Here is a 14,735-nt window from a genome sequence, read left to right as displayed (position 1 = left end):
CTTCTGCTTTTTATCGGACTAGCAAGAAGCGGGGGGCTGCAGGGGAAAATTCGGCAAACGCATACTTGAGAAAGATCTCGTGGCGATGTTAAAAGCAGGGGCACTCGTACGAATGCAATTTTCTATCTATTGGTCGATGTCACGATTGATGCCGCGCTGTTATGGACTTCCGATACTTCCGGGGACAAGACCATCAACGGCAATCCAGTCGCAATCAAAGCAAATCGAAACACCTTGTTCGCAAAATATTCGCACCGATAGCAAATCGTCTGTTTCATCAAAATCAAACCGATCCATAATATTCGATTGCCCCCAACCGCTTGCGGTTATTTCGCGAGTTCCAATGAAAGACAAGCTCAAATAAATTACATCATACTTCTCAGGCCATCTGGCGGGCACATCCTTGGGTTTACTTTCGGTCATAATTTTCATTAAAACCCGAGGCTCATCGCGCTTCAGAAAGAATTCAATTATTTCCGCCCCGCTCAAGGATGGGAACTCCCCGTATAAAGAAAGAAGCGCCTGCGGATTCAACATTTTTTTTGGAGAGTTCATTTTTTATTTCGGCAATTAAAATAATAGTGATCACTCATTCCATCAACTTTTCCAGTTCGGGTATTTTCTTCTGGGCGAACATTGTGATGCGATGGTTGATCGCCAACTCCACCTTCACCGTAGTAATGCCCTGCAGAGTGATCTTGGATAACTACGTTCTTTCCATTGACCTGATAAGTTAGCTCTCGAGTCATGATTGGTTTTTTGTCGCCGCCCAGAATCCACCCACCTGCCGAGTCGGTCAGCGGAATCATTTTTTGACTTACAGGTTGCTGAGATATTGGAATACCCAGCTGCCTCCGGATCTCCCTCAAACTAGCACGCCTAGTGGAATGGCACGTCAATCCGAATGGATCGACCCATTGCACAGGACTTGGCACAAACAGATGAAGGTTCGTTCCTCCAGCTAGGCCAATTGGATCCTTGGAGATGAAACGTCCACTCGCAGGATCGTAGTATCGATACCGGTTGTAATGCAGCCCCGTCTCGTCATCCCAATACTGCCCCTGGAAGCGGATAGGGTTGCGAAAGCCAGCCCTCCTGCCCGCCTCGCTGATCGCCTGCCTCGCCTCTCCCCAGGCCTTGTAGCTCGCCGACCAGGCAACACGCCCCTCATGATCCGTCAACTCCTGCGGCGTGCCCAGGTGGTCGCACTGGTAGAAGGCAATCTCTTCCTTGCCGAATGGCGCGGGCGTTCGGCTCTGTTCTCCATTCCATAGCGGGTCCCGCTCGATGTCGTGGCGCCCGCCGTTGCCAGCCATCAATGCCTTCACATCAGTCGTCTCGCTCAACGCAACGGCTTGGGCCTGCCTGATCTGCATCAGCGGCACGAACGAGCCGGGCTCGTGGATGTAGTGAACGCTGTCGCCCCGCGATGCCTGCTCCTCCTGCTGCGCCTCGGCGCTCTGCGTGCTCTCGAATGCCCGCGTGTCGCCGTCCCAACCGAACAGGGTCGTCGCGCGTGACGTGCGCTTGGCGATGCGCCGGCCCAGCGGGTCGTAGCTGAAGCCGGTGGTCTCGCCGAATGTTTCGGCGCTGCAGAGGGCCTTTACACAAAACCTTTGCTATCGACGCAAACACCTGCAATAAGATTTCACACTCACAGATCAATTACACATCAAAGCCAACAATATTTATCTCGAATTGAGATATCAAGCATCTTTTGATTTTCTATTTTTTAAATTATAGCGAGCTGCCTGAGCCACACTCTCCATCGAATCTTCGGATAAAATCTTCAGCAATTGAACCGGATTTTTCGCATTTATTGCAATTCTCTCTCGAACAAGAAAACTACCATCTCACCTGGAAAAATCAGTCAAAAATTCCATTTTCAAAATGCATATGCTCTTGCGCCGCACTAGAAAATTTCCCTATAAACTCCGGTGTTGAATCCTTCTCTGATTTCACCTTGAAATTACCGCCTTCAATAGCCCAGTCATAAACCGAAATACCTACTGGATACTTGGTCAAGACGCCAGTTAACTCATACCTTCTTATCCAGTCAAAAGCATCCTCCTTGACCGCAAAAACCGCAGAAGGGAATTTCGCATTCACCCCATTAAAAACCCAAACTTCTTTAATTTCAGTCATTTGCAATCCTCGGGTAAATTTCCATATCGATGCCACCGTTGAATTTTGTCGACGGACGATCTCAACTTTGCCTTATTGTTTTGAATAAAATCCCGTTGAACAGCGGTTAACTCTTCAGACCCGTTAATTGGCTTTCCATTTTGCCCAATTTGGACATTCAAACCGCCATCACCTCTCAAATGAAAATGAGCAGGCGCATGATCACCGCTTCGAACATAGTGTTCCAAGCGCAGCCCGCCATCTTGAGCAATTACTTTCTCAGGAAGCTTCGGTTCTGTAGAATTTTTCTTGCTTTGGCATGGCTTTTGGCTTTTTTGATCTTTCTTAGCTAAACCGAGTGGATCCACCCAGTGACTCGGATTGGGAGCGTATTGGTAAATATTATTCCCACCATCCAAACCAATCGGATCTCGACTTACGTACCTTCCGCTCGAGGGGTCGTAGTACCGATACCGGTTGTAGTGCAGCCCCGTCTCTTCATCCCAATACTGGCCTTGGAACCGAATCGGATTCCTGAATCCAGCCTTCCGGCCCGCCTCGCTAATAGCCTGCCTCGTCTCCCCCCAGGCCTTGTAGCTGGCCGACCAGGCAACACGCCCCTCATGATCCGTCAACTCCTGCGGCGTACCCAGGTGGTCGCATTGATAGAAGGCAATCTCTTCCTTGCCGAACGGCGCGGGTGTTCGGCTCTGTTCTCCATTCCATAGCGGGTCCCGCTCGATGTCGTAGCGCCCGCCGTTGCCGGCCATCAGCGCCTTCACATCCGTCGTCTCGCTCAACGCAACGGCATGCGCCTGCCGGATCTGCATCAGCGGCACGAACGAACCGGGTTCGTGGATGTAGTGGACGCTGTCGCCCCGCCATGCCTGCTCCTCCTGCTGCGCCTCGGCGCTCTGCGTGCTCTCGAACGCCAGCATGTCGCCGTCCCAGCCGAACATCACCACGGTCTCGCCCGAACACTTGTTCCGTCAACACGTCATCGCCTCACAGCTGAATAACGCGAATCGGTGGCTATGCGTGCAACGCTGAAGAACAAGGGCTTCAATATTTCTTATTCCTCGATTTGACCTCTTTGAGCTTCTCGATAGCAAGATGAAGATCAGAATTCACCGAATCGGAAAATTTCAATTTATTTCCCGACGCAAGAAAATCCTCTACACCAGAGTAAAGAGCATCCAAAAAATCAACCCTGCTGCAAATAAATTTCACCCCTTTTTTCTGCGAAATCTCAAACCACCCCCCTTTTGATTTGAAGTTCACAGAAAAAGAAGAATCCGCACCCACAAAATTGTAGACGCCGCGTGCACCATTCAACTCCAAAACCCCAAATATCAAATCCGAAATTGCTATGTAAATCATCATCAAATTTCGAGAACTTCCTTGAGATGATATTTTTTCATCCCCGAGCTCAATCGAAATATTCCCCATATCAAAGCCTTCAGGCTCGGAAAATGGATCAACCCTAGAGAATGAGATTTTCATCTTCACTCACTTTCCACCGGAAAAGCGGTAATTGTTCTATTTTTATCTTTTGAATCAAAAATGGCCCGATAGCGCGCCCTTTTACCGTTCACAGTTGTTCTCTTCTCATACGTTTGAATTGTTCGACTAGGGTCGCTGGTTCTCGTTCCTTTTTGCACAAGCAACTCACAAAGGCATTGAACTTGCGCTCTTGTTGTGCCCGGTGCAAAGAGGTCACCAGGACCATCGGGCGAGTTTCCTGTGATATGCCTCTCATCGATATGTTGCCAACCTTCTTTGTGGTTTCCATCTTCTATTCTGGGTGTCTGCGTTATTTTTCTGCCTGCCAATCCAAGAGGATCTATCCAGCCAATAGGATTAGTGGCAAAAAGATGAAGGTTGAAGCCTCCGGAAAGTTTGATCGGGTCGCTGGAAGCAAATCGACCTGACAGCGGGTCGTAGTACCGATACCGGTTGTAATGCAGTCCCGTTTCTTCATCCCAATACTGCCCCTGGAACCGAATCGAATTCCTGAAACCGGCTCGTCGCCCCGCCTCACTGATCGCCTGCTTCGCCTCCCCCCAAGCCTTGTAGCTCGCCGACCAGGCCACGCGCCCCTCATGATCCGTCAGCTCTTGCGGCGTGCCCAGGTGGTCGCACTGGTAGAACGCAATCTTTTCCTTGCCGAATGGTGCAGGCGTTCGGCTCTGTTCTCCATTCCATAGCGGGTCCCGCTCGATGTCGTAGCGCCCGCCGTTGCCGGCCATCAGCGCCTTCACATCCGTCGTCTCGCTCAACGCAACGGCATGCGCCTGCCGGATCTGCATCAGCGGCACGAACGAACCGGGTTCGTGGATGTAGTGGACGCTGTCGCCCCGCCATGCCTGCTCCTCCTGCTGCGCCTCGGCGCTCTGCGTGCTCTCGAATGCCAGTGTGTCGCCGTCCCAACCGAACAGGGTCGTCGCGCGTGACGTGCGTTTCGCGATGCGCCGGCCCAGCGGGTCGTAGCTGAAGCCAGTGGTCTCGCCGAATGTTTCGGCGCTACGCATGCGGTTGTAGCCATCCCACGTGAACACGGTCTTTTCGCCATTGCGGCTGCGCTCGATCAGGTTGCCGCGCTCATCCCATCTGTAGTGGATGCAGAGGGCCTTTACACAAAACCTTTGCTATCGACGCAAACACCTGCAATAAGATTTCACACTCACAGATCAATTACACGTCAAAGTCAAGAATATTTAGCCCGAATTGAGGCATCAAGCATCTTTTGATTTTCTATTTTTTAAATTATAGTGAGCTGCCTGAGCCACACTCTCAACCGAATCTTCGGATAAAATCTTCAGCAATTGAACCGGAGTCTTCGCATTTATTGCAATTCTCTCTCGAACAAGAGAACTGCCATCTCTCGACAAAACATCAAACAATCTCGAAGATATTTTCCTCTTACTCGCCACGAAGAAATTATTTTATGGGTGATTCTCCACCAGATATTCAAGAATTTCGAGAGGGACTGTTTTGTTGTGCACGACCCACTCTCGGAACTCAGGATAATTTCTAATTACATTAAGCCACACCACAATCGCAGTCTCCTCATAAGTGGCGCGATCGTATTCACTTTTGGCCGAACTTGATCTCAGCCTTAAAAACTCCTCAGCCGACTCAATCACTGACGTCCTTGCATTGCATATTTTTTAAATCGATATTCTTGCCTACTTCGCTTTGGTGTTTGCTCATAAAATCACCATATTGATCGACATCAGCCCTCCAGGAGCCATCACTGTTATAGACCTTCCAAGCGCTCCCTCCGTGGCCCGTTTGATCCGATGACCACCATTGTCTGGTCTTAGGATCGAAGTAGTATTTCACTCTCCCAACACCGGGAACCCTGCCATCACAAACTCTATCGTAGCGATTTACTTCCCACGGCTTTCTGCACTCGGCACACTTTGGGTTTTGATTCGGTTTTGAAGACTCCGGTTTTCTTCCTCCGCCGCCCTTGCGATTTAATCCGAGCGGATCAATCCATTGGACAGGGTTCGGAGCGTACTGCAGGAAGTTAATCCCACCGCGCAACCCAACGGGGTCTTTGGAGATGAACCTCCCAGAGTACGGATCAAAGTACCGATACCGGTTGTAATGCAGCCCCGTCTCTTCAACTGGCCCTGGAAACGGTTGGGGTTCCGGAAGCCGGCCTTTCGGCCCGCCTCGCTGATCACCTGTCTAGCCTCCCCCAAGCCTTGTAGATCGCCGGCCGGCAACACGCCCCTCGTAATCCGTCAGCTCCTGCGGCGTACCCAAGGTGATCGCATTAATAGAAGGCAATCTGTTCTTTCCCGAACGGCGCTGTTCGGCTCTATTTCCCATTCCCTAACGGCTCCTGCTCAAAGTTGCAGCGCCCACCATCGACATTCATCACCGCGTTCCTCTCTTTCCCCTTTCGCCTGCCTCATTTCAATCTGAATTTCGCAACACGCGCAACATCTTCATCTTCATCATTGGCAAGATTCTCCACTATGCCAAGAGGAGTTTTTTTATTTGCCGCAATCTTCCTTCGAACTAGCGAGCTGGAATCTTTCGACAGCAACTCGAAAATATCTAACGACAACTTTCTTTTTTCCGCCAAAATTGATCGCACAATCTCGTCCCCATGAATGGCTAAAAGCCTCATTACCACGACTGAGATTGTTCTATTTTGCGCCACGTCAATTTGTCGAGATTGAAAATTCGAGATCAACTCTTCCCACACGCCCAAAGGCGCCTCATCCCGAAGCGATCGGGCAATATCCGATTCGTTCTTCGAATCACACAACGCCATAAACTCACTCGCAGAATTGATCATGAATTTCCATTCTTGCATTTCAATGATTTCAAATCAATGATCTTGCCCGCATTACCTTTATGCTTTCCCATTCGATCTCCAAATTCATCTAAGTCATAGGCGTGATTCAGCACATTGCCTTTTTGATCAAACTGCTTAAATGCGCTGCCTCCGTGACCAGTTTGATCAACCGAATACCAGCTTCCGTCTTTCGGATCTCTAAAAAATTTTGCAGTGCCGACACCAGGAATATGACCTTCACATATTTTGTCAAAACGGCCGATTGCCCATTTTTTGCAAGAGGTACAGCGATTGTCAATGTTTGGCTTTCCCGTTTTTGGTTTGCGGCCAGCACTTTCCGTCTTAGGTTGACCTCGAGCAAGTCCTTTAGGGTCGATCCATCCCGTTGAATTGACCGCGTATTCATGGAGATTAATTCCCCCCTGCAACCCAATTGGATCCCTGCTGGTAAACCGACCTACATGAGGGTCGTAATACCGATACCGGTTGTAATGCAGCCCCGTCTCGTCATCCCAATACTGCCCTTGGAAGCGAATGGGGTTTCGGAAGCCGGCCTTCCGGCCCGCCTCGCTGATCACCTGTCTAGCCTCCCCCCAAGCCTTGTAGCTCGCCGACCAGGCAACACGCCCCTCATGATCCGTCAACTCCTGCGGCGTGCCCAGGTGGTCGCATTGATAGAAGGCGATCTCTTCCTTGCCAAACGGCGCGGGTGTTCGGCTCTGTTCTCCGTTCCATAACGGGTCCTGCTCGATGTCGTAGCGTCCCCCGTTGTCCGCGATCAGCGCCTTCACATCGGTGGTCTCGCTCAACGCAACGGCTTGCGCCTGCCTGATCTGCATCAGGGGGACGAACGAACCGGGTTCGTGGATGTAGTGGACGCTGTCGCCGCGCCATGCCTGCTCCTCCTGCTGCGCCTCGGCGCCCTGCGTACTCTCGAATGCCAGCGTGTCGCCGTCCCAACCGAACAGGGTCGTCGCGCGTGACGTGCGCTTGGCGATGCGCCGGCCCAGCGGGTCGTAGCTGAAGCTCGTGGTCTCGCCGAATGTTTCGGCGCTGCGCATGCGGTTATAGCCATCCCACGTGAACACAGTCTTTTCGCCGTTGCGGCTGCGCTCGATCAGGTTGCCGCGCTCATCCCATTTGTAGTGGGTGCCGGCATAGTCCTTCAGCAGGTTGTCCATCAGCCTGCCGGCCATGCTGCGGCCGTCACCGTCGAGGCGAACGGCAACGCGGTTGGTGATTCGGCCCGCCGCCTGCGCACCGCCTTCCGTGTCCGAAGACGGGTTGCCGATGTTCCCCGCCGGATCGAACGCAAAGGTCTCGCGCCCCAGCCGGCTGTTGGCTTCCAGCAGGCGCCCTACAGGGTCGTACCGGTAGCTCAGGTTGCCGCGGCGGCTGTCGCCGATGGCGATCAACTGCCCGGCTTTGTCATATGCATAGCTGCGGCGAATGCCGACGGCCTCGATGGCACCGGGCTTGGTCTGCGAGATCTGCTGCTCCAGCAGCCGGCCGGCCGGGTCGTAGTGCTGCTTCTGCGTGAGCCCGTTGCCCTGCTCGCGCACGATCTCGCGGTGCAGGTCGTCGCGCTCGAAGCCCAGGACGTCGTGCCCGTCGATAAGAAGCCCATGCACGTGACCCGATCCGTAAGTCAGCCATTGCGTGATGTGGCCGTCCGGCCGGACGGTGGTCACGCGCTGGTTGAGTTCGTCGTAGCCGTGGCGCCAGACCGCCGTGAGTCCACTCTCCTGGTAGTGGTGATGTTCGCGCACAAGGTTGCCCGCGCGGTCATAGAACCACTGCAGCCGGGCGTCGTTGTTGGAGGCTTCAACCAGGCGTCCGTTACCGTCGTATGCGAAGCGCTCCGACTGCTCGCCAGCCCGGCGTTCGGCCAGGCGGCCCAGCGCATCGAATTCGAGCGTGGTGCTGTGGCCCGCCTCGACAACCTCGGCCAGCACGCCGGTACGTGCTTCGTAGCGGTATTGGGTGGCCTTGCGATCGAAACCGACTTCTTCGAGCAGCCTGCCCACCGGGTCGTAGCTGAAGTCGTAACGGCTGCCGTTCTCGTTGTGCAGTTCGGTGAGCCGTCCCATCAGGTCCCAGTGATAGCGCAGCGTGTGGCCTGCGGCATCGACGCGGCCCGCCACCAGGCCGGCGCGGGTGTAGCTGTAGCGCGTGCGGCGTCCCAGCGCATCGGAGTGCCCCAGCAGGCGGCCTTCGGCGTCGTGCACGAAGTGCTCACTGGTGTCGTCGGGCAGCATGACTTCTTCGAGCTGGCCCGCATGGTTGCCGTCGCCGCGTGAGGCCGTCTCGCCCACGGGGGTGTAGCGATAGCGCGTTGCCTGGCCTGCAGCGTCGGTAGCCTTGGTCAGGCGTCCACGGCTGTCGTAGTCCCATGCGCTGACTTTGCCGGAGCAATCGGTGTAGCTCGCCAACTGGCCCGCGGGCGTATAGGCCAGTGTCTTCACGCCGCCCTTGGCATCGGTGATGCGCACGGGCTGGCCGGCCTCGTCGTAGGCGTATCCGGTCTTGTGGCCGAGCGGATCGATCTCTTCGGTGAGATTGCCCTTCGCGTCATGCTCGCGCTTCCAGACGCCGCCTTCGGCATCGAGGATGCCCGTGACGCGGTGGCGCACGTCGTATTCGTAGTGAATGCTGCTGCCGTCCGCGCGGGTGTGCGTCTTGAGGTTGCCCTTGGAGTCGTAGACGTAGTCGTCGGCAGTGCCGTCAGGATGGATATGGCGCGTGATGTTCTTGGCGTCGTCGCGCAGGAACCACTCCTCGAGCTTGTCCGGATGGATGATCCGGTAGGTGTAGCCCAGCACGTCGTAGTAGTACCAGGTCTCGCCGCCGACGGCGTCGGTCAGGTAGGTGAGGCGGATGTTGCGGTCCCACTCGAGCCTGAGTGCGAAGCTGCCGTCGTCGGACCATTCGCGCACGGCCTTGGCATCGACGCCGGTGCCGTCGTACTGCAGGTTCATGCCCCGGCCGGTACGGTCGGTGTAGCGGGTCACGAGGTGGTGGCTGTAGCTGTATTGCCAGCCGGCGCCGTTCTCGTCCTGCGCGATGACGAGGTCGGCTTCGGCGTCGTGGGTGTAGGCGGCCAGTTGGCGAACCACCTGGCCGTCTTTCAGCTCCCACAGCGACTTGATCAGGCCTGTGCGGGCGTCGGGCTGGGTGCCGACGTGGGCGATGACGGCGTCGCCCTGTTTGCTGACGATGTCGCTGAGCACCTGCTCGCCGGTCGCGGCAATCACATGGTCGTAGCGCAGGCCGATGGCGGCGCCGCCTATCGTGTGCTGCGCCACCAGCCGGAAATGCTGCTTGCCCTGCGAAGCGGCCTTGGCGGGCACGGTGTCCACCAGTTCGTAGGTCTCGCGCCAGTCGGCAGCCTGGCCGGAGGGCACGGGCTTGCCGAAGTCCACCACCAGCAGGCGCTCGCTCAGGCGCGTAAGCGTGATCTCCTCGATCGGGTCGTGATGGCCCTGGCCCACGGCCAGCAACGGGAAGGCGTGGCTGCGGCCGTCGATGCCGTGATAGATCAGGCTCATCCGACCCTGGCGGCGGCCTTTGAGGGCCTTGGCAATGTCCACGCGCGTGCTGTACGGCGTGATCCAGCGCGCGCCGAGGCTGCCCTGGTCGAAGGCGCCGAGGTTGCTGCGGTAGGTGCGCGTCCAGCCGATGGGCAAGGGCGCGCTCAGCACGAAGTCGGTGTGGCTGAAGCTCTCGCAGCCGGTGGCCAGGCTGATGGCGCCGCCGGCGGCAGCCGTCGCGCAACTCTTGCAGCCCGGGTCGCCACTGGCTGGGGCCTGGGCGGTCGTTGCGCCTTGCTCGCCGCCGGGCTTCTTGTCCTGGACCTGCGCCCCGTTGGTTGCTGAAAGGGTCGCGCCGTGCTTTCCCCTTCGCTTGAGCAGCGCATCCTTGAGGATCTTGATCATCCACTTGATGCCGTACTGCAGGCTCTCGTCGCCCAGCCGCATGATCTGCTGGCGAGCCAGGCCCTTGATGTCGGTCAGGCTGGAGACGGTGTCCCGGATCAGCAGCTTGGCGCTGTCGGGCAACGCGTAGTGGCTAGCGGTTGCGGCGACGTAGTTGGCGGACTTCTTCGCGGCCTCGGCGGCGGCCGCCACCATGCGGCTCCAGGTGCTCTGCGTATTCGGGTCGTAGGTGCTCTTCTCGGCAACGGCGCCGGTCGAGAACACAGGCTTCTCGCCTAGCGCCACCTGCAGCGCACCGATCAGCGCATCGGCAATGCCGTCGACCTTTTCCGCGCACGACTTCAGGAAGCCGTCGAGGTAGCCGAGCGCCTCGTCCACGAACTTGTCGAGCGTGCCGGCGATGGTGTCGTTCAGGTGGGTGATGACCACGGCCATGAACGCCTCGCCGAGGTTGGGCGCCACGTTCTTGGCCGACTTGGCGATTTCCTGCTTCAGCAGGTGCAGCATGGGCCGCAGGCTCATGCGCGCCGCGCCCGTGGCGGGCGGGAACGGGATCACGCCCAGCAGGTTGATCGCCAGGCTCACCCACTGCAGCACGTCGGAGTAGGCCTTCTTCGTGACCATCTCGACGATGTCCCACACCGCGTCGATGAGCGCCATGATGTTGCCGATGATCGGCAGGCTGCCCGCGAAGGTGGTCAGCACATTCAGCGTGACGTAGTCGTTGGTGAGCTTGCGCAGCCACCTGTCGATCTTGGCGGCGCCGGCGCCGATGTCTTCCACGCCGATGGTGTTGAGCGGCGCCACCGCGACCTGGCGCTCGCGTTCCTTGGCTTGCGCTCCTTGCGCGTCGTTGTTCTGTGGGGGCTGGTCAGCCATGCGCGAATCTCTCCCTTGATTTCTTGTGGTTGCCGAGCGGCGCCGGCTGTGTCAGCCAGCGAAGCCCGGCATCTGGCCCGGCAGCAGCGCAGGCAGCTTGGGCACCATCGCGCCCACGCTCTGTGCAGCCATGCCGGTGGCGGCCTGGCCGACCTGTCCGAGCAGCGCCTTGGCACCGCCCTGCCGGATGGCCTGCACGGCACCCACGGCCTGCTGCGCCGTGCCCGCTGCCTGGCCGACCTGGCTCACGAGGCCGCCTGCCTTGCCCAGCGCACCGCTGGCAGCACCACCCAGGCTGCCGAGCGAGCCGAGTGCATCGGCACCAGCGCCCGCGAGCCCTGCCATCGAACCTCCTCCGACACCGCCCAGAAAGCTGCTGCCGCCGCCTTGCGAATCGACTGCCTTGTCGCTCGCCGCCCGCGCGGGCCAACGGTCTGCCTCGCCGAAGTAGCTGCCCTTGTCCCAAGGGTCGCTCGGGTCACCGCCGAAAGTGACCTTGGCCTGCCCGAGCGGCAGGCCGGACAACGAGGCAAAGCCGTTGGCATCGAGCTTGCCGGTATGCGTTGCGCCTTCGGAATCCACCACGGTGTAGTCGCCCTGCTTCACACCCTGGCGCCTGGCACCGTCCGCCTTGACGTACTGGTGGTACAGGTCGAGCTGCCCGCGCGGCAACTGCGGCGGCTGCGGCAACCGTGGCTGCCCGTCGCTCTTCGGCCCCACCATCGAATGCGACGACGCATGCGCGCGCCACAAGCCGCCGGTCCCGCTCTCTATGCCGCCCGCGTTCCAGCGCGTGTAGCTGCTGCCGCCGTTGATCAGCACCTCTTCCTTGGCAGTGATGGTGATGCGGTCGGCTTCGAGCTTGATGTTCAGCTTGGCCAGCACGTTGATGCTGTCCTTCAGCGCGGTGATGTCGATGTCGGCTGCCGCCGCCGCCATGCGGATCCCGTTGTTGAACGCGACCATGCGCACCGCATCCTTGGCGCTGACCAGGAAGCTCTTGCCCGCGGCAAAGCTCGCATGCGCGCCGCTGGTGACGGCCGTGTGCTCCACGCTCACGATGTGGGTGGAGGCCTGCGCGGTGCTCTGGATGCCCGCCGGACTGGCCAGCGTGAGGTGCGGCTCCTGGAACTCGGGGAACTCGCCCTGCTCCCTGTTGCCGCCCTGGCCCTTGATGGCGTCGATCTGTTCCTTCAGGCCGCGCGCCACTTCATCCTGGTCGCCGGCCTGGTGCGCATTGGCGTTGCGCGCAGCTTCGCCCAGGCTCTCGTGCAGATCGCGCCCCTGGGTGAGCCGCGCCACGGTCTCGCCCATGTCCGTGGCGTGGGCCTGAGCGTTGGCGCGCGTCTCGGTCGTGACGAGCAGGCCCTTGGCCGCGCGCAACGCGCCGTGCCCATCAGTGCGCAGCTCGAAGCCCTGGCCCCGCGCATCCTTGCGCCCGGCCGTGTCCTCGATGCGCCCGATGTGCCCCACGCTCAGCTGGCTGGCCTGGTGGTCGCTGCGCAACTGCGCCTGGATCTTGCCCTGCGTGTCGTCGAGCACGAGGTGGTTGCCGCGCCCGCCGCCCAGCTCGCGGCTGCGGATGCCCGACAGGTGCTTCTGCCCCGGCAGTTCCCACGCGGGCATGGTGTCGGCGTTGTGCACGCAACCGGTGACGATCGGGTAGTCGGGGTCGCCATTGAGGAAGTCGACGATCACCTCCATGCCGATGCGCGGCACGGAGGTCATGCCGAAGGTGGCGCCAGCCCATGCGGTCGACACGCGCACCCAGCAGCTGGAGTCCTCGTTCTCCTTGCCGATCCGGTCCCAGTGGAACTGCACCTTGATGCGCCCGTACTGGTCGGTCCAGATCTGCTCGCCGGCCGGGCCCACCACCATCGCGGTCTGCGGGCCGCGCGTGCGTGGCTTGGGCGTGGTGCGCGCGGGGCGCCAGGGGTAGCTGGTGGGCTGCGCGTCGAATGCGAAGCGCTGCACGGAGCCCTCGTTGCCGTCCGCGCCCTCGCTGGCCTGCAGGTTCTCCCGCAGGTGATAGCTCACGCCGACCAGCAGGTACTGCCGGTTCTGGTCGGCTCGGGGATGGCCGGCGAGGCGCAGCGTGTGGCCGGTGGCCAATTCGCGCAGGTTGGCGCGGCCGGTCACACGGTTGCGCTGGCTCAGTTGCTCTTCATTGCGGATGCGGGCGTAGGTCTCGCCGTCACCGTGCTGCGTGAAGCCGCCTGGCCATTCGTAGTTCTCGTAGCTGTCGTGGTCGTGCCCGGACGGCATCTGCCGCAGGTGCGACAGCTCGGCCTTGGGCTTCTCGAAGTCGTAGTCGTCGTTGTAGTGGTGGCCAGGGCGCACTTCTTCAGCGATTTCCCACGCGTAGATGCGCTCGCGCTGGCCCATGCCGGACTTCTCCAGCGGGTGGTAGCGCACTTCCTCGCCGCCGGGCAGCGGGCCGTGCGAGTTGGCGATGTCGTCGGCGAACACCAGCACGTGCTGCGCCGCCTCGTGCCTGAAGTGGTAGTAGATGCCCTCGAGCTCGCACAGGCGCGAGACGAAGTCGAAGTCGCTCTCGTGGTACTGCACGCAGTAGTCCCACACCCGGTAGTCGCCGCGCGTGAGCTTCTTCTCGATGGGATGGTCGTAGCGACCCAGCACTTCCATCACGATGTCGGGCACGCTTTTGCCCTGGAAGATGCGGAAGTCGCTGCGCCGCGTGGCCAGCCACAGCCAGGGGCGAAGCCTCATACGGTAGAAGGAATGGCGCGCGTCTTCCTGCTGCAGTCCGAAGCGCGTGACGATGCCGCCCAGGTAGCGCACCCCGCCTTCGGTCTCCACCGCCACGGTGGACGCCTTGCCCAGCAGGGTCTTGGGGTCCACTGCGTTGCTGCTGCCGAGCAGTTCGACGTCGAAGGCGTAGAGCTGGCTCAGTGCTTCACGGCCTACCAACTGATGGAACTGCAACGCATCGCCGACCGGCGTTTGGATGGTGACGCGGCGGCTCATTGCGAAGCCATGGCCAATTTATAGGACCAATTGCCTAAAAACAAATCCAGCAATACGAATATTGTTTTAAAAATTAATTTCACACCCACCTCCCAACACACAATTTGAGAATTATTTTAAATGTTGATTTCTTGTAAGAGCCGATGCGAAATAGACGACTCGTCAGATCAGCATAAAGTCTGCGCGTTGAGACCACGAGCATACGAAGCCATCAGGACAGGGGTTGCGTGAATTACGCCCGTCTCAATTGCCGGACAAATAAGGCCGCGCCCTCCCGGCGGGCTTGTTCCGTGAAAAGGATCGGGCCGTGATTCAAGTTCTGGTTGCAATTCTTGAAAGCCAGCCGGAGATCGCGCTATTCCTGGTACCCACCATTGGCTACGTAATCAGCCTGATCGAGCTCGGAGGCATCTCCGGCACATTGATCGGAAACGGACATGGGAATCAGGAAAAAATTACGGAGCGCTCAGCGTAGAAATCCGGAATGACGC

At 58.5% G+C, this 14,735-nt stretch carries 10 protein-coding genes and 1 pseudogene; 1 reads left to right on the top strand and 10 read right to left on the bottom strand.

The window, feature by feature from the left end:
- Positions 1-159: 159 nt before the first annotated feature.
- From ACQY8B_RS06800 to ACQY8B_RS06755, 10 genes and pseudogenes are all read right to left on the bottom strand, one after another.
- The gene (locus ACQY8B_RS06800) at positions 160-555 is read right to left on the bottom strand and encodes an immunity 50 family protein (protein WP_422085993.1); all 396 of its coding nucleotides are present in this window, start codon (positions 553-555) and stop codon (positions 160-162) included.
- Complete coding sequence (locus ACQY8B_RS06795) at positions 552-1,376, bottom strand: RHS repeat-associated core domain-containing protein (protein WP_422089164.1); 825 nt, start codon at positions 1,374-1,376, stop codon at positions 552-554. The genes ACQY8B_RS06800 and ACQY8B_RS06795 overlap by 4 nt, the downstream gene beginning before the upstream one ends.
- Positions 1,377-1,866: 490 nt before the next feature.
- Positions 1,867-2,145, bottom strand: a complete 279-nt coding sequence (locus tag ACQY8B_RS06790) for a DUF7710 domain-containing protein (protein WP_422085992.1) — start codon at positions 2,143-2,145, stop codon at positions 1,867-1,869.
- Positions 2,142-3,083 (bottom strand): RHS repeat domain-containing protein, encoded by a 942-nt coding sequence (locus tag ACQY8B_RS06785; RefSeq protein WP_422085991.1) that lies wholly within the window; start codon positions 3,081-3,083, stop codon positions 2,142-2,144. The genes ACQY8B_RS06790 and ACQY8B_RS06785 overlap by 4 nt, the downstream gene beginning before the upstream one ends.
- 103 nt (positions 3,084-3,186) lie before the next feature.
- Positions 3,187-3,627: a hypothetical protein gene (locus ACQY8B_RS06780; protein WP_422085990.1), complete on the bottom strand. Its 441-nt coding sequence runs from the start codon at positions 3,625-3,627 to the stop codon at positions 3,187-3,189.
- A gap of 2 nt (positions 3,628-3,629) precedes the next feature.
- On the bottom strand, positions 3,630-4,655 hold the full coding sequence (locus ACQY8B_RS06775; protein ID WP_422085989.1) for an RHS repeat-associated core domain-containing protein: 1,026 nt from the start codon (positions 4,653-4,655) through the stop codon (positions 3,630-3,632).
- Positions 4,656-5,601: 946 nt separating this feature from the next.
- Positions 5,602-5,901, bottom strand: a pseudogene (locus tag ACQY8B_RS06770) (RHS repeat-associated core domain-containing protein); the annotation flags it as partial.
- Between the two features lie 148 nt (positions 5,902-6,049).
- Positions 6,050-6,442, bottom strand: a complete 393-nt coding sequence (locus tag ACQY8B_RS06765; protein WP_422085988.1) for a hypothetical protein — start codon at positions 6,440-6,442, stop codon at positions 6,050-6,052.
- Positions 6,439-11,256, bottom strand: coding sequence for an RHS repeat-associated core domain-containing protein (locus ACQY8B_RS06760; RefSeq protein WP_422085987.1), 4,818 nt, complete (start codon positions 11,254-11,256; stop codon positions 6,439-6,441). Before ACQY8B_RS06760 ends, ACQY8B_RS06765 begins: the two co-directional genes overlap by 4 nt.
- A 51-nt stretch (positions 11,257-11,307) precedes the next feature.
- Entirely contained in the window at positions 11,308-14,244 is a 2,937-nt protein-coding gene (locus tag ACQY8B_RS06755; RefSeq protein WP_422085986.1) for a type VI secretion system Vgr family protein, read from the bottom strand.
- 307 nt (positions 14,245-14,551) lie between these two features.
- On the opposite strand from ACQY8B_RS06755, the gene ACQY8B_RS06750 reads away from it, so the two are divergent.
- Entirely contained in the window at positions 14,552-14,719 is a 168-nt protein-coding gene (locus ACQY8B_RS06750; RefSeq protein WP_422085985.1) for a hypothetical protein, read from the top strand.
- The last annotated feature ends 16 nt before the right edge of the window (positions 14,720-14,735 follow it).

The sequence above is a fragment of the Variovorax sp. genome (genome assembly GCF_965279555.1).
Taxonomy (GTDB): Bacteria; Pseudomonadota; Gammaproteobacteria; order Burkholderiales; family Burkholderiaceae_C; genus Variovorax.
This window is presented reverse-complemented; position numbering and strand designations above follow the sequence as displayed.

Excerpts from the sequence above, each read along its gene's own strand:
- ACQY8B_RS06800 (WP_422085993.1), bottom strand. The coding sequence starts at position 555 with ATGAACTCTCCAAAAAAAATGTTGAATCCGCAGGCGCTTCTTTCTTTA.
- ACQY8B_RS06795 (WP_422089164.1), bottom strand. The coding sequence starts at position 1,376 with ATGCAGATCAGGCAGGCCCAAGCCGTTGCGTTGAGCGAGACGACTGAT.
- ACQY8B_RS06790 (WP_422085992.1), bottom strand. The coding sequence starts at position 2,145 with ATGACTGAAATTAAAGAAGTTTGGGTTTTTAATGGGGTGAATGCGAAA.
- ACQY8B_RS06785 (WP_422085991.1), bottom strand. The coding sequence starts at position 3,083 with ATGTTCGGCTGGGACGGCGACATGCTGGCGTTCGAGAGCACGCAGAGC.
- ACQY8B_RS06780 (WP_422085990.1), bottom strand. The coding sequence starts at position 3,627 with ATGAAAATCTCATTCTCTAGGGTTGATCCATTTTCCGAGCCTGAAGGC.
- ACQY8B_RS06775 (WP_422085989.1), bottom strand. The coding sequence starts at position 4,655 with ATGCGTAGCGCCGAAACATTCGGCGAGACCACTGGCTTCAGCTACGAC.
- ACQY8B_RS06765 (WP_422085988.1), bottom strand. The coding sequence starts at position 6,442 with ATGATCAATTCTGCGAGTGAGTTTATGGCGTTGTGTGATTCGAAGAAC.
- ACQY8B_RS06760 (WP_422085987.1), bottom strand. The coding sequence starts at position 11,256 with ATGGCTGACCAGCCCCCACAGAACAACGACGCGCAAGGAGCGCAAGCC.
- ACQY8B_RS06755 (WP_422085986.1), bottom strand. The coding sequence starts at position 14,244 with ATGAGCCGCCGCGTCACCATCCAAACGCCGGTCGGCGATGCGTTGCAG.